The 22082-nt window shown below is 61.8% G+C and carries 20 protein-coding genes, 1 tRNA gene, 1 other RNA gene and 2 pseudogenes; 10 read left to right on the top strand and 14 right to left on the bottom strand.

Features of this window, described 5'->3' with window-relative positions:
* Positions 1–173 precede the first annotated feature (173 nt).
* The 10 genes and pseudogenes from A9D60_RS26020 to A9D60_RS06745 all read right to left on the bottom strand — a co-directional run bounded on the left by A9D60_RS26020 (position 174) and on the right by A9D60_RS06745 (position 10698).
* On the bottom strand, positions 174–356 hold the full coding sequence (locus A9D60_RS26020; protein WP_141117854.1) for a hypothetical protein: 183 nt from the start codon (positions 354–356) through the stop codon (positions 174–176).
* A 305-nt stretch (positions 357–661) separates the two neighbouring features.
* Positions 662–751: transfer RNA gene (locus A9D60_RS06705), tRNA-Ser, on the bottom strand.
* An 80-nt stretch (positions 752–831) separates the two neighbouring features.
* A pseudogene (locus tag A9D60_RS06710) lies at positions 832–1560 on the bottom strand (alanyl-tRNA editing protein).
* On the bottom strand, positions 1547–4018 hold the full coding sequence (locus A9D60_RS06715) for a DUF3772 domain-containing protein (RefSeq protein ID WP_065266867.1): 2472 nt from the start codon (positions 4016–4018) through the stop codon (positions 1547–1549). Before A9D60_RS06715 ends, A9D60_RS06710 begins: the two are co-directional and overlap by 14 nt.
* The gene (locus A9D60_RS06720; RefSeq protein WP_065266868.1) at positions 4015–5049 is read right to left on the bottom strand and encodes a cysteine synthase A; all 1035 of its coding nucleotides are present in this window, start codon (positions 5047–5049) and stop codon (positions 4015–4017) included. The genes A9D60_RS06715 and A9D60_RS06720 overlap by 4 nt, the downstream gene beginning before the upstream one ends.
* A 68-nt stretch (positions 5050–5117) precedes the next feature.
* Positions 5118–6242 (bottom strand): NUDIX domain-containing protein, encoded by a 1125-nt coding sequence (locus A9D60_RS06725; protein WP_065266897.1) that lies wholly within the window; start codon positions 6240–6242, stop codon positions 5118–5120.
* A 28-nt stretch (positions 6243–6270) separates the two neighbouring features.
* A complete protein-coding gene (locus A9D60_RS06730) occupies positions 6271–6711 on the bottom strand; it encodes a TrgA family protein (protein ID WP_065266869.1) in 441 nt (146 codons plus the stop codon).
* Between the two features lie 28 nt (positions 6712–6739).
* Entirely contained in the window at positions 6740–7945 is a 1206-nt protein-coding gene (locus A9D60_RS06735) for an SAM-dependent methyltransferase (RefSeq protein WP_065266870.1), read from the bottom strand.
* A gap of 81 nt (positions 7946–8026) precedes the next feature.
* Positions 8027–9451, bottom strand: a complete 1425-nt coding sequence (locus A9D60_RS06740) for a cryptochrome/photolyase family protein (protein ID WP_065266871.1) — start codon at positions 9449–9451, stop codon at positions 8027–8029.
* Between the two features lie 23 nt (positions 9452–9474).
* Positions 9475–10698 carry an aminotransferase class V-fold PLP-dependent enzyme gene (locus tag A9D60_RS06745; RefSeq protein WP_065266872.1) on the bottom strand — a complete coding sequence of 408 codons (1224 nt, stop codon included), beginning with the start codon at positions 10696–10698 and terminating at the stop codon, positions 9475–9477.
* 260 nt (positions 10699–10958) lie between these two features.
* Here A9D60_RS06745 and A9D60_RS06750 point away from each other — a divergent pair, with 260 nt between their 5' ends.
* Entirely contained in the window at positions 10959–11339 is a 381-nt protein-coding gene (locus A9D60_RS06750) for a VOC family protein (RefSeq protein ID WP_065266873.1), read from the top strand.
* Positions 11340–11486: 147 nt separating this feature from the next.
* Here A9D60_RS06750 and A9D60_RS06755 read toward each other — a convergent pair.
* From A9D60_RS06755 to A9D60_RS06765, 3 genes and pseudogenes are all read right to left on the bottom strand, one after another.
* Positions 11487–11921, bottom strand: a pseudogene (locus A9D60_RS06755) (BCCT family transporter); the annotation flags it as partial.
* A 298-nt stretch (positions 11922–12219) separates the two neighbouring features.
* Positions 12220–13212 carry an acryloyl-CoA reductase gene (gene acuI / locus A9D60_RS06760; protein ID WP_065266875.1) on the bottom strand — a complete coding sequence of 331 codons (993 nt, stop codon included), beginning with the start codon at positions 13210–13212 and terminating at the stop codon, positions 12220–12222.
* 111 nt (positions 13213–13323) lie between these two features.
* On the bottom strand, positions 13324–14418 hold the full coding sequence (locus A9D60_RS06765; protein WP_065266876.1) for a dimethylsulfoniopropionate demethylase: 1095 nt from the start codon (positions 14416–14418) through the stop codon (positions 13324–13326).
* Between the two features lie 198 nt (positions 14419–14616).
* On the opposite strand from A9D60_RS06765, the gene A9D60_RS06770 reads away from it, so the two are divergent.
* The 6 genes from A9D60_RS06770 to A9D60_RS06795 all read left to right on the top strand — a co-directional run bounded on the left by A9D60_RS06770 (position 14617) and on the right by A9D60_RS06795 (position 19436).
* Entirely contained in the window at positions 14617–15345 is a 729-nt protein-coding gene (locus tag A9D60_RS06770; RefSeq protein ID WP_065266877.1) for a FadR/GntR family transcriptional regulator, read from the top strand.
* Between the two features lie 289 nt (positions 15346–15634).
* Positions 15635–15984: a transfer-messenger RNA gene (gene ssrA / locus A9D60_RS06775) on the top strand.
* A gap of 87 nt (positions 15985–16071) precedes the next feature.
* Positions 16072–16626: a nuclear transport factor 2 family protein gene (locus tag A9D60_RS06780; RefSeq protein ID WP_254656637.1), complete on the top strand. Its 555-nt coding sequence runs from the start codon at positions 16072–16074 to the stop codon at positions 16624–16626.
* A gap of 131 nt (positions 16627–16757) precedes the next feature.
* A complete protein-coding gene (locus A9D60_RS06785; protein ID WP_065266878.1) occupies positions 16758–17573 on the top strand; it encodes a chromate resistance protein ChrB domain-containing protein in 816 nt (271 codons plus the stop codon).
* A complete protein-coding gene (gene chrA, locus A9D60_RS06790; protein WP_065266879.1) occupies positions 17570–18841 on the top strand; it encodes a chromate efflux transporter in 1272 nt (423 codons plus the stop codon). The genes A9D60_RS06785 and chrA overlap by 4 nt, the downstream gene beginning before the upstream one ends.
* A gap of 118 nt (positions 18842–18959) precedes the next feature.
* On the top strand, positions 18960–19436 hold the full coding sequence (locus tag A9D60_RS06795) for an SspB family protein (RefSeq protein WP_065266880.1): 477 nt from the start codon (positions 18960–18962) through the stop codon (positions 19434–19436).
* 73 nt (positions 19437–19509) lie between these two features.
* On the opposite strand, the gene A9D60_RS06800 is transcribed toward A9D60_RS06795, so the two are convergent.
* A complete protein-coding gene (locus A9D60_RS06800; RefSeq protein WP_254656638.1) occupies positions 19510–20052 on the bottom strand; it encodes a hypothetical protein in 543 nt (180 codons plus the stop codon).
* A gap of 231 nt (positions 20053–20283) precedes the next feature.
* On the opposite strand from A9D60_RS06800, the gene fumC reads away from it, so the two are divergent.
* From fumC to A9D60_RS06815, 3 genes are read left to right on the top strand one after another with little or no spacing between them, the layout of a single operon-like run.
* Entirely contained in the window at positions 20284–21678 is a 1395-nt protein-coding gene (gene fumC, locus A9D60_RS06805) for a class II fumarate hydratase (RefSeq protein WP_065266881.1), read from the top strand.
* Complete coding sequence (locus A9D60_RS06810) at positions 21678–21854, top strand: DUF4169 family protein (protein WP_065266882.1); 177 nt, start codon at positions 21678–21680, stop codon at positions 21852–21854. The genes fumC and A9D60_RS06810 overlap by 1 nt, the downstream gene beginning before the upstream one ends.
* Positions 21851–22069, top strand: coding sequence for a ribbon-helix-helix domain-containing protein (locus A9D60_RS06815; protein ID WP_065266883.1), 219 nt, complete (start codon positions 21851–21853; stop codon positions 22067–22069). The genes A9D60_RS06810 and A9D60_RS06815 overlap by 4 nt, the downstream gene beginning before the upstream one ends.
* Positions 22070–22082 lie beyond the last annotated feature (13 nt).

The raw sequence follows: 22082 nt of genomic DNA on the forward strand, positions 1-22082 counted from the left end.
CACACACGTTCTGGTTTGCGTGCTCAAGCAGCACGCAGCCGGATTGCAGTCGCTTTTCGGATCAGTGGAGTGCGCCTATCGCGGCACAAAGACTTAAAATAAAGTTTTAACAGTCCACCACAGTCCAGCAGCTTGCAGAACTTGCCCCCCCAATGGGCTTATTCATGCATACTTTAGGCGCGCGGGGCGACAAAGCCAAAAAATTGTCTAAATTTCCCCTCATTTCGCCACTCGGCAGGAAAATTGCCCCCTGCTTCGGGCTTGGTTTCCGGCGACTGTTTCCAGTTTCCGCCCGAAATCGCGTCCTTGCTGGGGCCAAACATGCTATTTCCGCCATATACAGGCAGTTTCAGCACTGGTTAGGTTTCCATTTGCGAAACGTGGAATTTTCCAGGCACAGCCAGCGACCTCTGCCCTATTCTGCCAGTGCAGCCCTGACATTAGGGGCCAAACGGCAATCAATTCTACGCGATTTGCGGTTTTTGTTTCCCGGATTGAGTGAAGAGCGCCCGACGAGACACGAATCAAGGCAGCAAAAGGGCAGCAAGCCGCGGATCGTTGTACAAGGAAATAGTCGAGGGGAATTTATTCAAACCCGCAGCAACCAGCAACGCCTTAGCCCCGCGCAGGCCCGCGGCATTCAGCATCGATGTCAGGGTTATGGCGGAGAGACAGGGATTCGAACCCTGGAGACGGTTTCCCGCCTACACACTTTCCAGGCGTGCGCCTTCGACCACTCGGCCACCTCTCCGTTGAGGGGGCTTTTGAAGGATCAGCCGGGGAATTGCAAGGGCTGAAACTGCAAAAACTTCACTTACCCCCAAAACTTTTTCAGGCCTCCAGATGCAGGTAGACGCGGCGGTTCTGTTTGCCCTTTTTCTCAACCTTTCCAAGGCGGATGCGGCCGATTTCACCGGTGCGCTTCACATGGGTGCCGCCGCAGGGCTGCAGGTCCACCTGTTCCTTCTCAGTGCCGATCCGTACCAGACGCACCTGCCCTGCCCCGCGCGGAGGTGACACCGACATTGTCTTTACCAGCTGCGGGTTGGCATCCAGTTCGGCATCGGTGATCCAGTCCTCCGTCACCGCCAGATCGCGGTCGATCAGCGCCTGCAGCTGGTCCTGCAGCGCCTGCTTGTCCTCTGGCGCCTCGGGCATGTTGAAGTCCAGGCGCCCCTTCTCAGCCCCGATCGAGCCGCCCGTGACCTCCAGCGGAATCACCACCGACAAAAGGTGCAGCGCGGTGTGGACCCGCATGTGGCCGTAGCGGCGGTTCCAGTCGAGCGTCTGGGTTACCGTGGTGCCCACGGCAGGCAGCGGCTCGCCTTCATGCGGGACCAGAATGACCGCGCCATCCTCACCCTTGACCGTGGTTGCGATGGAGCACTACTGGCCGCCAGCCCACAAAAGCTGGCCGCTGTCGCCGGGCTGGCCGCCGCCTGTGGCATAGAATAATGTCCGGTCCAGAACGATCCCGCCCTGATCAGAGTGGGCCACCACTTCGGCCTCAGTCATCCGGGCATAGGCGTCCTTGCGGAACAGCGGTTCACTTGTCGGCATCGGCTTCCCCTTCTCCCTCCTGGTCCTGCTGCAAATCGCTCACGTCCGGCTTAGGCGGTACCGCCGGGGCCGGAGGGCTGCCATCGGCAGCGCTGCCAGGCGCCGCGCTAGCGCTGTCAGGCGGCGAGCCAGCAGGTGAAAGCGCCTCTGGATTACGGATCCAGATGTCGCGCTGCATGAAGGGGATCTCGATCCCCTCTTCCTGGAACCGCTTGGCGATTTCATAGTTCATGTCGGATTTCACCGACAGAACCCAGTTCACGTCGCGCAGGATGGCGCGGATTTCAAAATCCAGGGAGTCGGCGCCAAAGCCCTGGAAAACCACATAAGGCGCCGGGTTGAGCAGCACCATCGGATGAGCCTTGGCGATCTCGGTCAGAATGGCTTCGACCTTGCGCGGCTCGGTGCCATAGGCGACACCCACCGGCACGATCACCCGGCCAACGGTGTTGCCGCGGGTGTAGTTGGTGACGGTTCCGCTGATCAGGTCCGAGTTCGGCACGATCACATCAGTGCGGTCAAAGGTCTCGATCCGGGTGGAGCGAACAGAGATGTCGCGCACGTAGCCCATCAGCCCGCCAACCTCGATCCAGTCGCCCTTGGAGACCGGGCGCTCGATCAGCAGGATAATGCCGGAAACGAAATTCGACACGATGGTCTGCAGGCCGAAACCGATGCCAACCGACAGCGCACCGGCAACGATGGCGAGGGAGGACAGGTCAAGCCCCGCCATGGAAATGGCAATCACTGCCGACAGGAAGATACCGACATAGCCAAGGCCTGAGGTGATGGCGTTCTGGCCGCCCGGGTCGATCTTGGTCTTGGGCAGGAGCGAGTTGCGCAAGGAGCCCTGGATCAGACGGGTCAGCGCATAGCCTGCGGCAAAGACCACGGCAAAGGTCAGGAAGGCGGTGGGCGAAATTCGGGTATCGCCGATCTGGAAGCCCTCAAGGAATCGCGACCAAAGCTCGGTCATGTCCGCGACCCGCGCGCCCCAGATCAGCGCCAGCAGCGGCAGCGCCAGGGCGGCCAGCAGGAAGCCGATCAGGACCGCAAACAGTGACTCGCGTGCGGCGGAGCCCTTGCCGGACAGCCAGCCGTAGACGTCGCCCAGGAACCGCTGCACCACCAGCAGAGCGGCCAGCAGGGCCAGGGTGGATACCGCCGGGTAGATCAGCGCCTCAGCCGCGTTGACATAGCCAAGCGCGGCCAGCAGCGGAGAAACAAAGCCCAGCAAATAGCTGGCGCGCCGCGCAAAGGTCAGGATGCGGTTGGCCCCGGCGGCAATGGCACCGTCGTCTGCGGTGTCCGCCGCCTGCTTCTGGCGCCGCTTGGCGCCGATCCGGTGCAGCCGCAGCATCACCAGCGCCGCCGCGGTGATCAGCGGGAAACTGGCAACCGCATGGACGGAGGACGGGATGTTCTCGATATTCTCCAGCTTCACCAGCGCGTCCTGCAGCACCAGGATCACCGCCAGGATATCGACCATCAGCCGGGTTTCATTCAGCCGCCCCTCCTGCACCGGCACCAGATCATTGTCGAGCCGGTTGGAGAACAACTGGTTGCCCAGCCAATGGAACGACAGGATCAGCAGCGCCCAGCCTGGAACATAAACGATCAAGAGCGAGCCGCGGGAACCTACTATTCCCGACAATCCCACCGCCGCTAGCAGGCAGATGATTCCGATATACGGCAGAATGACTTCGAGCAGCGAAACGATGAAGCCCCAGACACCGCGGCCGCTGCTGCCGAACTGGCGCAGGTAGTCGCCCGCCGCATGGGCCCAGGGGCGGCCCCGCAGCAGCAGGAACGCGGCAATCGCCAGCAGCAGCAGCAAGGCTGGCAAGCTGTTGCTCACCCGCTCAGCTGTGGTTGCGCTGCCGATCCGGGTGGCGGTTTCGTTCCAGATGGAGCTTACCGACCGGCTGAGGGTGCGCAGCGCGCCAGGCCAGTGTTCCGGGTTCAGCGGCGAAGGTCCGCGCTCCAGCAGAGTACGGGTGCGGCGCTCACGGATGATCTTGTCAATCTCGGAAATCAGGCCGTTGGCGCGGCTGTAGGCCTCCTCGGAGACAATGCGCGGCACCTTCAGGTCGCGCAGCTGCTCTTCCAGAGAGGCGCGCAGCTGAGCGATATCTTCGGGTTCGCTCTCGCCCTCTTCCGGTGCCTTGCCAAGGGCGCTGATCTGGCCTTCGAGTGTTTTGATACGGTCGCCGTTTTCCGTCCGCGCTTCCAGAAAGCGCTGGCGGTAGCTGGTCAGATCCTTGCGCAGGGTTTCCAGCGCGGCGCTGGAGGCGCGGCTGGCGTCGATCACTTCTTCCGCGCGGTTCGCGGTCTTAAGCCATTCCTGATAATATGCGCGGGATTCAGCAGTCAGCTGCGCCAGCGCAGGCACTGCGAGGCCGGTCAGAAGGACCAGCCCCAGCAGCATATTCCGCAAAGCGGTTATAATAGGTGTCATACGTCCTCAAAAACACCGGGGATCGAAGCGGGCGTGTGGGTCATCCACTCCGGCACCGGCAGGTTCTTTTCACGCAGGAAATCGGGATTGAACAGCTTGGACTGGTAACGGGTGCCGTAGTCGCACAGCACGGTCACGATAGTCTTGCCCGGTCCCATCTCCTTGGCCAGGCGCACGGCACCAGCGATATTGATCGCGGAGGATCCGCCCAGGACAAGGCCCTCGTCGTGCAGCAGGTCAAACACGTAAGGCACCGCTTCGGCGTCGGAAATCTGATAGCTGAAGTCAGGGGTGAAGCCTTCGAGGTTCTTGGTGATGCGGCCCTGGCCGATCCCCTCGGTGATAGAACTGCCTTCGGAGGCCAGCTCACCCTTGGTGTAATAAGAATAGAGCGCCGCGCCCATCGGGTCTGCGAGGCCGATCTTCACGCCCTTGGGCTGCAGCGCCTCGGCGACGCCTGCAAGCGTGCCGCCGGAGCCGACAGCGCAGACGAAACCGTCCACCTTGCCGCCGGTCTGTTCCCAGATCTCCGGGCCGGTGGTTTCCACATGTGCCTGACGGTTGGCGGTATTGTCGAACTGGTTGGCCCAGATTGCGCCGTTGGGTTCGGTCTTGGCCAGTTTCTCAGCCAGGCGCTGGGAATAGCGCACGTAGTTGTTGGGGTTCTTGTAGGGCGCTGCGGGCACCTGAACCAGCTGGGCGCCGGCAAGGCGCAGCATGTCCTTCTTTTCCTCGGACTGGGTTTCCGGGATCACGATGACCGTCTTGAAACCCATCGAAGCGCCGACCAGAGCCAGACCGATGCCGGTGTTGCCGGCAGTTCCCTCAACGATGGTGCCGCCCGGCTTCAGCTCGCCGCGGGCGATGGCGTCGCGGATGATATAGAGCGCGGCGCGGTCCTTGACCGACTGGCCCGGATTCATGAATTCCGCCTTGCCCAGGATCTCGCAGCCGGTCTCTTCGCTGACGCGGTTCAGGCGGATAAGAGGTGTATGGCCGACGGCATCAGCCAGATCGCGTGCAATGCGCATGGTATCCCTTTCGATCGTTCCCCCATGGTGTATCCAAGCGGATTGCCGATCACAAGGCGGGAAGCGGGTCAGGAATGCTCTGCGCGCAGACGATCACGGTGCCGTGACAGCCACAGCGCTGCCGTGATCAGCGGCATGTCCTGGTAGGTCTGCGCGTCGATCCCGGCCATCATCTCCTCGTAGCTGAGAGTCTTGCTGCGGATATCTTCGCCTTCACCAGCAACCCCGCCGCCGCCCGAGACATCAGAAAGGTCGGCTATACCAATGAAAATATGTATATATTCACCCAAAGCCCCGCTGGAAGGGTAGCCCTGTGCCACGGCCTCCAGGTGCTGGATGGTGACGCCCGCTTCCTCCACCGCTTCACGCCGGGCGGTCTCCTCGGCGCTCTCGCCCGGGTCGATCACGCCGGCGACCGGCTCCCACATCCAGGGGTGGGCGTCGCCCATCATGAAGGGCGGTGCGCGGAATTGTTCCACCAGCAGCACCTGGTCGCGCACAGGATCATAGGGCAGCACAACGGTTGCGTGGCCTGCCATGGACGCCGACCGGTTCAGCACCGGGCTCATGCTGCCGTCGAAGCGGCGGAATTGCAGGTCCATTTCCTCCATCGCGAAGAAATTCAGATGGGCACGCTTGTGGGTATGGACGATCACGTCGCGGCTGAGATCATGCACCCCGTCGCCGGGCCGGGCCTGACCTGCCAGCCAGGCAGCGGCGCGGCGGCGGATTGAGGGGAAACTGCGGGCCACCTCTTCTGCGCTCATGCGGCCATGATAGGCCATCACTTCCTCAGCTGCGCGCAGGGACAGCGCGCCCCAGTCTGCCACCCAGGCCGCGAGGTCCCAAGGCTCCGCAGCCTGCCAAAGCCCCGGCTCCGGGAAATAGACTTCAGCCGCGGCCGTGCTTCCATCCGCCAGATGCACAGCAACGGGCTTGAGCGTGTAACCGAAGCCGCCTTCATAAAAATTCAGGGCATCCAGATCGGCTGGCGAAAGATCCCGCACCAGCACACCATCTGCTGTGGCCCCCTGACGTTCCTCGATTGCGGGAAAAGGCTGGTCGGCAACCTGATAGACGCCGTGACCGGGCAGTTCGGCAGGCTGCGCCTTCAGCGCGTCCCCGCTGCGGCCCAGAACCAGTTCAAGCAAAGGCAAATGGCGCAGCGTGCCAAAGAAGAAGAGATCAGACACGGAAGACAACCTGTTGTTTATAAGGGTTTTAGCGCCAGCGCTGAGAGGCGTTTTCGGTTACAAGACCTGCCAGAGCCCCGCCAACCACCAAGGGTATTACCACCGACGGCACGGCAATAAGAAAGAAGTATTCCATGCCAATGACAAAGATCTGCGACAGCGCCTCGAACGGGCCGCCATAGCGGTGCCGCATGGCAAGGCGGAACATTTCCCAAGCGCCCTGAACAAACAGCGCCCACAGCACCAGGACAGCCATGCCAGTCAGGCCATTGTTGATTGCAGGAACAACCCCGCGGCCGGCGCGTTTGCCCATGAAGATCCAGCCGCAAAGCAGCCCCAGCACCACGTTTATATGCACGAAATATCCGAAGTTGGTGCCCTCGGGCAGCAAGGGCATGACCAGAAAGGATACGACGAACGCCAGTGTTGCCAGGGAAATTGCGGCGGCAAGGCGGGCTCCGGTGGGCATATCAGGTCAATTCCGTGGCGCAGTTCAGTTAGCGATGCGCAACTGTAATCTGCGTCACGTCGCAATTTCCAGTCTTAAAGGCAGCGGCGCAGGAAGTGAGGTAAAAGTTCCACATCTTGTGGAACCGCTCATCAAAGCCAAGGGCCGCGATCCGGTCCCACCGGGTGTTGAAGGTCTCATGCCAGCGCCTGAGCGTCTGGTCGTAGCTGCTGCCGAATTCGATTGACCGGACCACGCCAAGGCCCGCCTTCTCCACCTGGGCGCGCAGCACCGCCGGTGATGGCAGCATGCCGCCGGGAAAGATGTGCTTCTGGATGAAATCGACGCCCTTGCGGTAAACCTCCCAGCGCCGGTCCGCCACGGTGATGATCTGGAGTGTCGCCTTGCTGCCGGGCTTCAGACGGTCGCGGACCGCGCCGAAGTATGCGGGCCAGTATTTTTCCCCAACCGCCTCGAACATTTCAATCGAGGCGATGCCGTCAAACTGGCCGCGGCAATCCCGGTAGTCCTGCAGGCGCAATTCCACCTGCCCGGAAAGACCCGCATTTTCAATCCTCTGTCGGGCAAACCTTAACTGCTCATTACTGATCGTGAGGCCAGTAACCTTCAATCCGCGCTCCTTGGCGGCGTATTCGGCAAAGCCGCCCCAGCCGCAGCCGACTTCCAGCACGTGGTCGCCGGGCTGCACCCCCATCTGATCCACCATCGAGGCGTATTTTGCGGTTTGCGCCGCCTCAAGGCTGTCCTGGCCGCTGCGGAACAGAGCGCTAGAATAGGTCATCGTGTCATCGAGCCACAGCTGGTAGAACTCATTGCCCAGATCGTAATGATGAGCGATGTTTTTCTTTGCCTGGCGGCGGTGGTTGCGGTGCAGCCAGAAGCGGAAGCGCTCATAGGCCCGCGCCAGCCCTTGCCCCGGGAAGCCGTCATAGACCGTATCCGCGCCCATATGCACAAGATCCATAAACGCCTGCAGGTCGGATGTGCTCCACCAGCCTTCCAGGTAGGCGTCGGAAAAGCCCAGGTCTCCCTCGCGGATCAGGCGGGCAAAGCAATCGGGGTGGTGGATGATCAGATCCGCCGCGGGGCCCGGGTTCCTGCCCCTGGCTGTGAAAATACGCCCGTCCGGCAACTGAATGTCCAGCTGCCCGACCTCCATGGCCTTCACTTTGGCGAACACTGCCGGGAAGTAGCGCGGCAGGTCTTTTTGGCCCTCAACGGACGTGAACTTCATTCGCTTCCCCCTGTGCAGGAAACAGGTGTGCTATGGGAAAAAGCTAGGCCGCAGGGGGCTTTGAGGCAAGGAAACTATGCGTTAGCGGCTGTCACGGCTGTCGTGATAGGCCGTCAGCGCCCGGTGCCGCCCTGCCTGCAGGCTGATGATTGGCTCCGCCCTCGGCGTGTCAGACGCGAGGTTCCATGACCGCGGGGCTGCAGCGTAGAAATCCAGCGCGGTTTGGGGCGGATTTCCCTGGCCTTCGGCAATCCAGCGGCGGGTATAGGCGCCATCAGGGTCGAATKTGTCCAGCTGGCCCGAAGGGTTGAAGACCCGGAAGAACGGCGCCGCATCAGGGCCGGAGCCCGCAACCCATTGCCAGCCCATGGCGTTGGAGGCCGGATCCCAGTCAACCAGCGTGTCCGCGAACCAGTCCATTCCAGTTTTCCAGTGCGCCATCAGATGCTTGGTGAGGAAACTTGCCACGATCATCCGGGCCCTGTTGTGCATCTTGCCGGTCGCATAAAGTTCCCGCATCGCGGCATCGACAAAGCTGTAACCGGTCTGGCCGCGCTGCCAGGCCTGCACCTGCGGCGTAACCTCCTGCGACCAGGGAAAATCCTGCCATTCCTCGCGCCAGCTTTCGGTCAGGATATGCGGCGAGTGGTACATCAGGTGATAGGCAAACTCGCGCCAGGCCACCTCTTTCAGGAAGGTCTCCGCTCCCTGACTGGCCTGTTCCATTGCCGCGCGCCCCAGGTGCCACAGGCGGTGGGGGCTGATTTCCCCCCAAGCGAGGTTTTCCGACAGGCCGGATGTTGCATCCTCGCCCGGAAAATCGCGGCGGTCTTTGTAGGCTAAGACCTTGTCTTCCAGAAATTCGCCGAGGCGGTCCTGCGCCGCAGCCTCGCCCACGCGGCAGTAGCGGGCCACAACCTCCGCGCCGCGGCGCATGGCAGCCCCCATGTTCCACGCAGTCAGGTCATCAATGGCCGGCCAGTTGTCCGGCGCGGGCAGTTTGCCCGGCGCTGGCAGCAGGCCGTCGACAGAATGCACCCGCACGGATTTCCAGAACGGGGTGAAGACCTTGTACATGCCGCCGGTCTTGGTTTCGACGGTCCAGGGTTCAAACAGCAGCCGCCCGCCGTGGGACTTGGCCGTGATCCCTTGCGCCTTCAGTTGCTGCTTCACCTCGGTATCTCGGGCAATGGCCTGAGGATCATAGAGGCGGGACCAATGCACGGCCCCTGCCCCGGTTTCCTTGATGAGGTCCTGAAGCACCGCAAGTGCCGCGCCGCGGCGCAGGATCAGGCGTGATCCGGCCTTTTCAAGCGCCTTGGCAAAGCACTCCAGCCCCAGACCAAGCCGGAACTTGGGGGCGGCGCCCAGCGCCGCCTCCTGTTCGTCCAGGATATAGACGGGCAGCACCGGAGCGCCGCTGTTGACCGCAGCCGTAAGGACCGGATTGTCTGCCAGGCGGAGGTCCCGCCTGATCCACCAGATGACCGGGGCACGGCTGCTCATATCGTTTCCTTGTGCGGTTCCTGTTACAGCACCCTGTCCAAGGCCTCGGTCAGCTTGGCGACCTCTGCCTCGGACGTGTAATGGGTGAAACTGATACGCAGCACGCCTGCGGTTGGATCAATGCCCATCGCCTCCAGCGCGCGCACAGCATAGAAATCGCCGCCGCCTGCCATGATGCCATGTTCTGCCAGCTGCGCCGCAACCGGCTCAGCCGCGCGGCTGAGGGCAAGGGCCACAGTGGGCGCGCGGTTTTCGGCTGTGGACGGACCCAGCAGGCGCACATCGTTGCGGTCCTTCACTGCGTCCAGCAGCGGTTGCAGCAGCTTGATCTCATGCGCGCGCATCAGGTCATGCACAAAGGCGCCGGTTTCCGCCGCGCTGCCGCTATGGCCGTGGTGGGCCGCCAGCGCTTCGAAATAATCCGCCATGCCAGCCGAGGCGGCCACCTGGGCGTGGTCCGGGCCTGCCGGGGTGAAACGTTTGTAGAGGTCGCCTGCGTTGAAGTAGTGCGCCTGGTTCGGCAGCAGCTCGCCCAGCGCGCGGCGGATGACCATCACGCCCTGATGCGGCCCGTAGGTCTTGTAGGAGGAGAACAGGTAGATGTCGGCGCCCAGTTCATCCACATTGGGCAGCCCGTGCGGCGCATAGGAGACACCATCGACGCAGACAAAGGCACCGGCGGCATGGGCCATTGCGGTGATCTCTGCCACCGGGTTGATTTCGCCCACCACGTTGGAGCAGTGCGGGAAGCAGACCAGGCGGACGTTTTCGTCCAAGAGGTCTTCCAGCTGCGTTACGTCCAGATGGCCGGTCTGCGGGTCGAGCTGCCATTCACGGATCTCGATCCCTTCCTCCGCCAGCCGCCGCCAGGGGCCGGTGTTGGCCTCATGGTCCTGATTGGTGACGATGACCGCCTCCCCCGGCTTCATCATCTTGCGGAACGCTTGCGCCAGCACATAGGTGTTCTGGGTGGTCGAGGGGCCAAAGCTCAGCTCATCCGCGGCGACACCCATCAGCGCGGCCAGACGCGTGCGGGCCTCGTCCATCTCCTCGCCGCCAAGGCGGGACGCCTCATAGGGCGCGTAGGGCTGCACCTTGCGCTGGGTGTAAAACCGGGTCAGCCGGTCAATCACAGGACGGCAGGTGTAGGACCCGCCCGCGTTTTCAAAGAACGCCTGCCCCTGAAGGCTGGGTTCGGCAAAGGCGGGGAACTGTGCCCGGACGAAATCAATATCCAAAACGCTCATCGCGTGTCTCCTCAATCGCTGCGGTTCAGGGGGCGACCGGCACATGCCAGGGATCACCCCGAACATGGCAGGTCTTCCAGCCGAGCCGCGCTCCCGCACAAGGATTGAGGGATCGCAGGCAGCCCTGCAAGGCGAAAAGCCGCAGCAGGACACGAGGGTCGTAACGCAGCGGCGGCGGTCCGGTCAAGCGGCAAGACTGATGCCGGAAACTGTCAGGAGGGCATGGCAGTCTGGCGGTATCACATCATGGAGGATACGATATGGGTTTCACCCCCAAGGATTTTCTGGTTTGGGGCGAGCTGCCCGTCAGTGACCTGGACGCGGCGGTTACGTTTTACAGCAAGGTGACAGGCGCCGACCTGAGCATCGACAGCAGCGGCCCGAACCCGATTGCGATGTTCAAGCCGGCAGATGAGTGCGCCGGCATTGCCCTGCATCTTTACTCTGGCAAACCTGCAGGCGACGGCCGCGGCCCGACCTTGCATTTGACCGCCGAGGGCGAACTGGAAGACGTAATGGAGCGGGTAACGGATGGGGGCGGCAAGGTGGTTTCCGAAACCATCGAGATCCCGCCCGGGCGGTTCTTCTACGCTACCGATCCGGATGGCAATTCTCTCGGGTTTTTCAAATACAATAGCTGACAAGAAAACACCCCGGCGGGTTTGCCGGGGTGTTCTGTCATTCATTGTTTGACACCTCAGCGTGCCCTTGTCTGCAGGCCGCTGAAGATGGCCCAGCATCTTGAACAGCTTGAGTTCAAGCACCGCGTCCTATGCACCAGTAAAGCCGTCAGATAGTACCTGATGCATGAGGCCAATGCCCATGCCTGCGGCAAACAACATCGCGAACCAGCCCAGATAGTTGTAATCCGGCGTGGCCTCATTGCCGCCCAGGCGCACCTTTCCCCAGGGGGAGACAATCAGAAACAGGCAGAACAGGACAAACAGGTCTGCGGCGCCGAAGAATAACCTGTCAACACTGCTGGTGACTTCGGGGCGCAGCCAGTTGAAAAAGGCGGCGGCCTGTTCCGGCAGCGCCAGCGCGCAGATCAAAAGGGCCACAGTGACGAGGCCGGACACTAGGAACACCGGATTGTGAGTATCGGCCCCGGACGGGCCGATCTGAGTTTCGACATAGTCCTGACCGATCTCCTCGCCGGTATTGATGACATCCGCTTCGCCCTCTGGGGAGGGGATACCCTGATTGGTGGTTTCGTCAGCCATTTCTGCCTGCTTTCCAAATTAATTTGCATTGCAAGCCAAGGCCTGCGTGCTCAAACCGGACGGCATGCTGCCGCTCCTTCGGTGCAGGGCGAAGGAAACGGTGCTCTGGCGTTGAAAACCACGGGGGCCCAGACCTCATAATTCGATTTTCAGGGTTCCGGGGCATAGGCCCGGACACCACTGGGCGCAGCAGCAAACAGGACCGCTCACAAGCGCCGCTGCGTGCCCGGGGCCGCCCCAATGAAAAACGCGCGGGCATCGCCGCGCGTCTTCCGGCAGATACAATTTTTACAATGATTTAGGCGTTAACGTCCACCACCACCCGGCCTTTGACCTGCCCCTTGAGGATGTCCGCGCCCAGTTGCGGCAAGTCGCTGAGGATTGCGGGCTGGATCATCGCTTCCAGCTTGTCCATTGGCAGATCACTAGCAATCCGCTGCCAGGCCCGGACGCGGTTTTCAAAAGGTTGCATGACCGAGTCGATGCCCAGAAGGTTCACGCCGCGCAGCAGGAACGGGATCACGGTGGCGGGCAATGCCGCCCCGCCCGCAAGGCCGACAGCGGCAACCGAAGCGCCGTATTTCATCTGCCCCAGCAAGCGGGCCAGCATGGCTCCGCCAACAGCGTCGACGCAACCCGCCCAGGATTCGCTCTCCAGCGGGCGCTTGGTGGTCTCGTTGATCTCCTCACGCGCCACGATCTGGGTCGCGCCAAGGGACTTCAGGTAGTCCGCCGTTTCCGGACGGCCGGTCACACCGGCGACCTCATACCCCAGGTTCGCCAGGATAGCAGTGGCAACAGAGCCGACGCCGCCCGCCGCCCCGGTGACCAGCACCGGGCCATGACCGGGTTCCAGCCCGTGATCCTCCAGCGCCATGACCGCCAGCATCGCAGTAAAGCCCGCGGTTCCCACCGCCATTGCCTGGCGGCTGTCCAGCCCCTCGGGCAGCGGCACCAGCCAGTCGGCCCGTACATTGGCTTTCTGGCTGTAGCCGCCCCAATGGGCCTCGCCCACGCGCCAGCCGGTCAGCACAACCTTGTCGCCCGGCTTGTAGCGGTCATCTGAGGACGCTTCGACGGTGCCGGCAAAGTCGATGCCCGGCACATGCGGGTACTTTCGCACCAGCCCGCCGCCCGGCCCGATGCACAGCCCGTCCTTGTAGTTCACGGTGGAGTATTCCACCGCCACGGTCACCTCGCCCTCGGGCAGCCGATCCAGGCTGATCTGCTCCACCGCGGCAGAAGTCTTGCCGCTGTCTTCGTCCTTGTTCACCACCAGTGCATTGAACATCGTGCCATCCTTTCCTGTTCCGCGAACCAGATCCCATGTTTATCTGGCCTAAAATATCCCCGGGGGCGCCACGGCCTGCCGCGACGGGGGCAGCGCCCCCGGTGTTCAGCGTCAGCGCCAGAATTTCTCCTGCACTGTTGCAGACCGCATGCCTGCCGGGGTCTCAACCTCCAGCGCAGTGCCCGGCGCCCAATGGGACCGGTTCACCATTCCAATTGCCGCGTTCACCCCGAACTCAGGCGAGAAGATTGCCGAGCCAACCTCACCAACCCGGCGTCCGTCCGCAAAAAGCGGCCAGGCGTCCAGGCAGGGCGGAATCTCCCCGCCGATCACCAGCGGCCGGATCTGGCGGGCGGGGCCATTGGCCGCCTGCTCTGCCAGTGCGGCCTTGCCAATGTAGTCCTCCGGCGAGTTGCAGAACTTGCCCAGCCCGCACTCATAAGGGGTGTTTTCCCGGGTCATGTCATTGCCGTAGCTCAGCAGCCCGCTTTCGATACGCTCAATGGCGTTGGGGCAGCCTGCCCGCACGTTCAGGTCTTCACCTGCAGCAAACAGTGCATCCCACAAGGGCATCCCCAGATCCGAACCTTCGACATAGACCTCAAAGCCGCCCTGCTTGGACCAGCCGGAGCGCGCCACCACCAGCTCTGCCCCCTGGAAATCCAGACGCTTGTAGCGGAAGAACAGGATATCGCGCACCGCATCGCCAAAGACGCGGGCCATCAGGTCATCCGCCTTGGGCCCCTGCACCGCCAGCGGTGAAACGTCGGGTTCCTTGATTTCCACATCGAAGCCCTTGGCAATGGCGATCCCCAGCGCAAACTGCAGCAGGTCGCCATCCGCCAGCGACAGCCAGTAGTGGTCCGCGGCCAGTTTCACCGCCACAGGGTCGTTCAGCATGCCGCCGTTGTGGTCGACCGTCGGCACGTAATAGCACTGGTCGTCCGCCATCTTGTCCATGTCGCGCGGGCTGATCAGTTTCATCAGCCGCAGCGCGTCCGGCCCCTTGATGCTGACCTGACGCTCACAGGCCACGTCCCAAACCTGCACGTGCTCCTTCAGGTGGCTGCAGTCGTATTCCAGGCTGTCAAACACTGTGGCCAGCAGCATGTGATTGTAGACTGTGTAGCCCTTGACGCCCGCGGCCTCGACACCGGGGGAAAAGGGCGTGCGCCGAATGCGGCGGGAAGGAAAGATGCTTGCCATGCTCAAGTCTCCGTTTGAGCGTTTCAGGTAGTTGGCTGCACGCGGCAGAACCAACGCCGCAAAAGCCTGCGTGCGGGGAACCAGGCATTGCCCTCCTCCGACTCAAGCCTTAGGCTTTAAATGTCAGACTTTTAAATGTCAGACAAATGATTTCTCGCCCGGGCCACGTCTGGGCCGCAGTTTGCAAGGATACCGGGCATGCAGATTGACCCCAGCAGTTCCGCCGATCTTTCGGTTCAGATAGCCCAGGCTATCAAGGATGCCATCATCTCCGGCGAATTGATCGTGGATGAGCGGCTTCCGTCCGAGGCAGAGCTGTCGGATCATTTTCAGGTGTCCCGCCCGACAGTGCGCGAGGCGCTGAAACGGCTGGCAGCGCAATCGCTGATCCGAACCCAGCGCGGGGCGTCCGGCGGGGCCTTTGTGAACCGCTTAAGCTTTGAGGATGCCTATGCGCAGCAGGTCACCACCTCGACCCTGCTGCTGAGCATGAACGCGGTGAGCTTTGATACCGCCTGTGAAGCCCGTTATGCGCTGGAGCGGGCCTGTGCGCCGCTGTCAGCCGTACGCCGCAGCGCTGATCATCTGGCGACAATGCGGGCAGAGATTTTCCGGCAAGGGCAGCCGGGGCTGACGGATGTGGCCTTCTGCGCTTCCGACGTGGCCTTTCACCGGGCGCTGGTCGACGGGGCCGGCAACCCGGTGCTGTCTTATCAGCTGGCCGGCGCGGTAGAGGCGATGCAACCCCTGATGAACATGATCACCTTCACTGCCCGCGACCGCGCGGTGATCACCGGGCTTCATACCCGGATTGCCGATTCTATCGAGGCAGGCGATGGCGGCGCAGCTGTTACGGGCCTGCAGGACTTGGAAGATGAAACCCGCAATCTTGCCAGAAACGTCTTTGCGGCACGAGCTAAGCGGTAATGGTTTGCTAACCGCGAATACGGGCACTTCCGGTATGGTCAAACCCCATTCCGCTCTGTCTCCAGACACCTGGCTGCGCGATATCTTCGCCTGCAAGGCGGTGCAGAACTGCGAGCAGGTCATCATCTTCTGCAATAGCGCTCCGATCCGAATGCTTGAGTAGGGCCGCCGTTTCCCGACGCGGGAAACGGCCAAAAATCCTGCGAGGATTATTAAGTGCATCAGTTGCCGCAAACGCCAGTTTTCCGCGCCGGAAAACTGGCCGGAATCCTCGCAGGATTCCGKTTCACCCCTTTGCAACCGCCATGAAGCCGACTATATGACTCCTGTTCTTTCGGGAACTATGGACATAAACGCGCTCGTAATAAGCGGATCGGACCCGGGGGCGGTACCCGGCGGCTCCACCAACATCCTTCGTTTGGGGATCATGGGGCCGAAACAGGATCGACGGACGTCTAAAGGGGTTTTGCTTTGTCTCGGCGGGGTGCCACCGTACCGGCCCAAACAGTACAATTGCAAACGACAATCGTGCTCCGGTTGCTCTGGCTGCGTAAGCAGTTCGAGGAATCGAAATCTAAGCCCTTGCGCCTAGCCGCGTAAGGCGGGGTTCGCAGGTACCTGGCAACAGAAACCTGCACTTTACCTTTCCCCCGATATGATGCTTGTTTAATGCGCAACCGGATGCTGCCGCGTCCCCGGCCGGACACCGGCTCCCAAAAGGTGGAAATGACCAAGACAACCAGCACTCCACAAGTCTCTCCGCGCCGGGCCTCCCCTGCGCGCGGCCAAGTGCCCGCTTCGGCGGGTGAATACCCGAACATGGCCGCACCGTTCGACCCGGGCAGCAGCGCAGACATGCCGCTGACGCGCGTGCTGCATTTCTGGTTCGAGGAAGTCTGGTGCAAGGGCAATCTGGATGCAGTGCCTCAGGTAATGACCCAAAACACGCTGATCTCCGGTGCGGTCTCGGCCCTCGCCGAACCGGAATGCGACTACAGAGAAGTGGTCGCCGCACTGCGCAATCTGCTGGGGCCCATGAAAGTCACCTTCACTCACGCAATGGAAACCCGGGACTGGGTGTCGGTCCGGCTGCTGGTTGACACCAGCGACCCCAAGGACGGAAATGACTTTCAGATCACCGGGCAAGTGATGGCGCGAGTGGCTGACGGCAAGATCGCTGAACTGCATTCCAACATGGACTACTTCAAGATGTTCGAACAGCTTGGCCAGCTGCCGCCTGAGGCGATGGCCATCTGCATGACGGGTGAGCGGCTGCGGTAGCCTGGGCCCGCAAATACTTGACAACGCGGGTGCAAACACGCTCTTAAAGGCATATGGGGACAACCGCGAACGCCCCGTGAGGCGACAGCCCAAGGTTCGCATGTTAACCTTGCTCGCGAGGAGACATGCCCATGGCTGCCCCGAATGAAATCACCCCTGCCCAGCTTTTGCGCCTGATTGGCACGCCGGACGCGCCGGTTCTTGTGGACATCTGCACCGATGAGGACATTGCCTCGGATCCCTATCTGATCCCCGGCTCCTTCCAGCACCCGCATACCGGCATCGAAAACCTCAAGGAACACCTTGGCGGGCGGCGCTGCATTGTGATCTGCCAGAAGGGCCTGAAGCTGTCGCAAGGTGTAGCTTCATGGCTGCGCCATGACGGGATCGCGGCTGAATACCTGCAAGGCGGCATGTTTGGCTGGCGTGACCACAAAGACGCGCCGCGCATTCCAGCCGGCGCCCTGCCCGCACCCATTGGCGGCAGCACCCTGTGGGTGACCCGCCACCGCCCCAAGATCGACCGCATCGCCTGCCCCTGGCTCATCCGCCGTTTCGTGGATCCAAAAGCGCGGTTCCTGTTTGTTTCTCCTCCTGAAGTCTCGGGAGTGGCTGAGCGTTTCGGCGCCACGCCCTTTGACGTCGAGGATGTGTTCTGGTCGCACCGCGGCGAATTGTGCACCTTCGACACCATGCTGGATGAGTTCGGCCTCAGAACCCCGGCGCTTGACACCTTGGCCCGGGTTGTGAGAGGCGCCGACACCAACCGGCAGGATCTGGCGCCTGAGTCAGCGGGGCTTCTCGCACTCTCGGTCGGGCTGTCGCGCCAGTTCAAGGATGACCACCAGCAGCTTGAGGCAGGCATGATCCTTTATGACGCATTGTACCGCTGGGCCCGGGACGGGCGCGGGGAAGGCCACGATTGGCCCGCGGACCGGAAATCATGAGCCAGCCCTCCTGGACGGAAATGCTCCGCGTCTTCGGGCGCATCGGCGTGCTGAGCTTTGGCGGCCCGGCAGCCCAGATCGCCGTGATGCACAAGGAACTGGTGGAGGACCGCTCCTGGCTGAGCGAAGAGAGTTTTCTGCGCGGGCTCAGCTTCTGCATGCTCTTGCCGGGACCGGAAGCAATGCAGCTGGCCACCTATACCGGCTGGCGGATGCGCGGCACTGCAGGCGGGCTGATGGCAGGGCTGCTGTTTGTGCTGCCGGGCGCGGCAGTAATTGCAGCCCTGGTCTGGCTGTATGCGCTTTACGGCACGATGCCTTCGGTGCAGTCGGCTTTCCTGGGTGTCAAGGCGGCCGTGGTCGTCATCATTTTGCAGGCCATGCGCCGGCTTGCCGGAAAGGCGCTCAAGCAACCGTTGGACTGGGCGCTGGCGGGGTTTGGGTTTGCCGCGCTGTTCCTGCTGAACCTGCCGTTTCCGCTGGTGGTGCTGGCCGCCGCCTGTATCGGCCTGATGCGCCAGAACGCCAATGCGCCCGAAGCGCTGCATMCCCCGCCCGCCAGCAATGGCGGCACCGTGCGGACGATTGCCGTCTGGGGTGCCTTGTGGCTGCTGCCGCTGATTGCCTTGAGCCTGTCCGATGCGTCATTCCTGGCGGATATCGGCTGGTTCTTTTCCAAGCTCGCAGTGGTGACATTCGGCGGGGCCTATGCAGTGCTGGCCTATATCAGCCAGACCGTGGTCAGCCAGTTCGGCTGGATCAGCGCCGGCCAGATGATCGATGCGCTGGGGCTGGCGGAAACCACCCCCGGCCCGCTGATCCTCGTTACCCAATTCGTTGCTATGCTGTCTGGACTGCAGGCGGGCGGTGCCGGCCTGTTCCTCGCCGCCGGCGCGGTGGCGCTTTGGGCCACCTTCATGCCCTGCTTCCTGTGGATCTTTGCCGCTGCGCCATATGTGGAACGCATCGCATCGCATCCCCGCCTCGGAATGGCGCTGAAGGCCGTAACCGCCACCGTTGCGGGCGTCATCCTGAACCTGACAATGTGGTTCCTGATGCACGTCGCCTTTGCCGGGACCGGCGTTTATGAGGCTGGCGTTCTGCACATTCCTGTCCCTGTCTGGAACAGCGTGAACATGCCAGCCTTGGTGCTGGTTCTGCTTGCCCCGCTGGTGGCGCGGGCTGTGCGCGGCAATATGCTGCTCTTGCTGGCGATCATGGCGGCTGCTGGCCTGGCCATCGCGGAATTACCGTTTGCAATCAGCTGACTGCGGATAGTCATAGGGTTTCCCCTGCAGCAAAAATAATTGAGCGGCCCGCAAGGCTGCTCTTTTGTTTCCGGCAGAATCTCTTATGCTTAACAGCAAATGAACAAAGGGTGACTGCATGTCCCGTGAAATCGACTATGGCAACCTGATGCACTCTGCCATGCGCGGCCTTATCCGGACTGTGCTGCAGGACGTTTCCGAGAATGGCTTGCCTGGCAACCATCACTTTTTCATAACCTTCGACACTGCCCATCCGGACGTGGAACTGGCGGATTGGCTGTCCGACCGCTACCCGGGTGAAATGACCGTGGTCATGCAACACTGGTTTGACAATCTGTCGGTTGATGAAGACGGCTTTGGGGTCACGCTGAACTTCGGTGACTCGCCTGAGCCGCTTTATATCCCCTATGATGCAATCCGCACCTTTGTGGATCCTTCGGTGGAATTCGGTCTGCGGTTTGAAAGCGCCGATGAAGACGCAGACGGCTACTCTGCAGAACCGGACGCCGAGGACGAGCCGGTCAGTGCTGAAGACCAGCCGGAACCCAAGAAAAAGGACGCTGATGTGGTGTCGCTTGACAGTTTCCGCAAATAACCCGCCTGATTTTCAGGCCACAGGATCAGGCAGCCCGGCGGGCTGCCTTTTTTGTTAGGGCAAACGCAGGACGTTAGTGCCGGACGAGGAAAGTTTTCAGCTGCCGCTGCGGCTCGCCGTTCAGACGGGAAATATAGACCAGATCCAGCCCGCCCTCCGCCAGCGTCCGGTCGTACTGCTGCATCTCGTAGTCGCCGTTCGGATGAATGAACAGCGAGAACACAGTCAGGGTGTCGCCGTTGATCCGCCCCCATACAAAAGGCTCGCCTTCCATCGGATCAAGCGGCACTTCATGACCGAAAACATTCCGCTTCATAGCTGCTGAATAGACACCGTCGCGACGGGACGTCTGGAACTCAATCTCGTAAGTTTTGGATTTCCTGCTGCCGTCGTCCCGCTCCGTCGTGGAGGTCCATTTGATGGTGAACCCTTTCTTCATCTCGCGGATAACCACGCTCATGTCGCGCGGATCAGTGTCGCCGTCAGCCTTGACGATTTCGACACTGCCGGAGTACTCGCCTGCGAACTGCGCAATCCCGGCTGCAATCCCCTGCCCTGCTGCAGCCGCGAGAATTCCGCCCGCCACAACCAAGGCGGCAAGGGATTTCAATGACATTTCAAGAGACAAGCGGATTGGCACATTCATTTCCTTTCCGGATACAGCATAACCCGTTTCCCGCACCTTAAGCATAGCATGTTCTCAGGCAATGGCACGCGCAGGGTTGTGCCAATTCAACACTATACCTTGCGGCCCTTTTGGCTATGCTGCGCGCAACTGGCCAATTGCGCCCTAGCCCGGCGCAGGCTAAACGGCATACAATCGCATACTCAACGGAGAGACAGACGGATGTCCGCAACCCGCACCGAAACCGACAGTTTTGGCCCGCTTGAAGTCCCGGCAGAAAAATACTGGGGCGCGCAGACCCAGCGCTCGATCATGAACTTCCCGATCGGCTGGGAAAAGCAGCCGGTGGCCATCGTGCGCGCGCTTGGCGTCATCAAGCAGGCCTGTGCCATGGCCAACAAGGCCTCCGGCAAGCTGGACGCGAAAATCGCCGATGCGGTGATCCAAGCAGCCAGTGAGGTGATCGAGGGCAAGTTCGATGACAACTTCCCGCTGGTGGTCTGGCAGACCGGCTCCGGCACCCAGTCCAACATGAACTCCAACGAAGTGATCGCCAACCGCGCAATCGAAATCCTGGGCGGCACCATCGGCTCCAAGGATCCGGTGCACCCGAACGATCACTGCAACATGGGCCAGTCCTCCAACGACACCTTCCCCACCGCCATGCATATCGCCACTGCGATGTCCGTGCGCGACGTTCTGGTGCCAGGTCTGACCAAACTGGCTGAAGGTCTGGAAGCCAAGGCGGAGGAGTTCAAGGACATCATCAAGATCGGCCGCACCCACACCCAGGATGCGACCCCGCTGACCCTGGGTCAGGAATTCGGCGGTTACGCGCATCAGATCCGTCAGGGCCTGGCGCGGGTCGAGGCGGCAATGCCCGGCATCTACGAACTGGCACAGGGTGGCACCGCCGTCGGCACCGGCCTCAACACCCAAGCCGGCTGGGGCGAAACCGTGGCGGCGAACATGGCCGAAATCACCGGCCTGCCCTTTGTCACCGCGCCGAACAAGTTCGAAGCACTGGCCGCCCATGACGCCATGGTGTTCCTGTCCGGCGCGCTCGCGACCATTGCGGGCAGCTGCTACAAGATCGCCAACGATATCCGCTTCCTCGGCTCCGGCCCACGCTCCGGCCTGGGCGAGCTGGTCCTGCCGGAAAACGAGCCGGGCTCCTCGATCATGCCGGGCAAGGTGAACCCGACCCAGGCAGAGGCACTGACCCAGGTGGCCGCCCATGTGATGGGCAATGACGCAGCGATCAAATTTGCAGGCTCCCAGGGCCATTTTGAACTGAATGTCTACAACCCGATGATGTCCTACAACCTGCTGCAGTCAATCCAGCTGCTGGGTGATGCAGCAGACAGCTTCACCGAGCGGATGCTGAACGGCATCCAGGCCAATGAGCCGCGCATCGACAAGCTGATGAAGGAGTCGCTGATGCTGGTCACCGCGCTGGCGCCCACCATCGGTTATGACAACGCCACCAAGGTCGCCAAGACCGCCCACAAGAACGGCACCACGCTGAAGGAAGAGGCAATTGCGCTCGGCTTCGTGGACGAAGCAACCTTTGACGCCGTAGTTCGCCCCGAGCAGATGATCGGGCCCAAGGACTGATGGGCAAGCCGGTCAATCTGAACCGGTACAGAAAAGAAAAAGCGCGGGCTGAGAAGAAGGCCCGCGCTGACCAGAATTCCGTGACATTCGGGCGGACCAAGGCAGAGAAAGACCTGGACAAAGCGCGCAATGACCAGGACGCCCGCCGTCTGGACGAACACAAGCGCGACGAATGACCGGGCGCCCCAGGAAGCATTCCCTGACCTTGCGCGGGCACCGGACCTCGGTGTCGCTGGAAGATGACTTTTGGGATGCCTTCCGCGAGATCGCCGCAGAGGAAAACCGCGCAATCAACGACTTGGCAGCCGAAATTGATGAAACCCGCGGTGAAGACTCCGGCCTCGCCTCCGCGATCCGGCTGTTTGTGCTGCGCCGGTTAAGAGGGCGTTAACCACGATCGCGGA

The organism is Leisingera sp. JC1, assembly GCF_001679925.1.
In the GTDB taxonomy this organism is placed as follows: Bacteria; Pseudomonadota; Alphaproteobacteria; order Rhodobacterales; family Rhodobacteraceae; genus Leisingera.

Bases quoted from the DNA above. Each gene is read 5' to 3' on its own strand.
- A9D60_RS06715 (WP_065266867.1), bottom strand. From the start codon at position 4,018: ATGACACCTATTATAACCGCTTTGCGGAATATGCTGCTGGGGCTGGTC.
- A9D60_RS06720 (WP_065266868.1), bottom strand. From the start codon at position 5,049: ATGCGCATTGCACGCGATCTGGCTGATGCCGTCGGCCATACACCTCTT.
- A9D60_RS06730 (WP_065266869.1), bottom strand. From the start codon at position 6,711: ATGCCCACCGGAGCCCGCCTTGCCGCCGCAATTTCCCTGGCAACACTG.
- A9D60_RS06735 (WP_065266870.1), bottom strand. From the start codon at position 7,945: ATGAAGTTCACGTCCGTTGAGGGCCAAAAAGACCTGCCGCGCTACTTC.
- A9D60_RS06745 (WP_065266872.1), bottom strand. From the start codon at position 10,698: ATGAGCGTTTTGGATATTGATTTCGTCCGGGCACAGTTCCCCGCCTTT.
- A9D60_RS06750 (WP_065266873.1), top strand. From the start codon at position 10,959: ATGGGTTTCACCCCCAAGGATTTTCTGGTTTGGGGCGAGCTGCCCGTC.
- acuI (WP_065266875.1), bottom strand. From the start codon at position 13,212: ATGTTCAATGCACTGGTGGTGAACAAGGACGAAGACAGCGGCAAGACT.
- A9D60_RS06765 (WP_065266876.1), bottom strand. From the start codon at position 14,418: ATGGCAAGCATCTTTCCTTCCCGCCGCATTCGGCGCACGCCCTTTTCC.
- A9D60_RS06770 (WP_065266877.1), top strand. From the start codon at position 14,617: ATGCAGATTGACCCCAGCAGTTCCGCCGATCTTTCGGTTCAGATAGCC.
- A9D60_RS06780 (WP_254656637.1), top strand. From the start codon at position 16,072: ATGACCAAGACAACCAGCACTCCACAAGTCTCTCCGCGCCGGGCCTCC.
- A9D60_RS06785 (WP_065266878.1), top strand. From the start codon at position 16,758: ATGGCTGCCCCGAATGAAATCACCCCTGCCCAGCTTTTGCGCCTGATT.
- A9D60_RS06795 (WP_065266880.1), top strand. From the start codon at position 18,960: ATGTCCCGTGAAATCGACTATGGCAACCTGATGCACTCTGCCATGCGC.
- A9D60_RS06800 (WP_254656638.1), bottom strand. From the start codon at position 20,052: ATGTCATTGAAATCCCTTGCCGCCTTGGTTGTGGCGGGCGGAATTCTC.
- fumC (WP_065266881.1), top strand. From the start codon at position 20,284: ATGTCCGCAACCCGCACCGAAACCGACAGTTTTGGCCCGCTTGAAGTC.
- A9D60_RS06810 (WP_065266882.1), top strand. From the start codon at position 21,678: ATGGGCAAGCCGGTCAATCTGAACCGGTACAGAAAAGAAAAAGCGCGG.
- A9D60_RS06815 (WP_065266883.1), top strand. From the start codon at position 21,851: ATGACCGGGCGCCCCAGGAAGCATTCCCTGACCTTGCGCGGGCACCGG.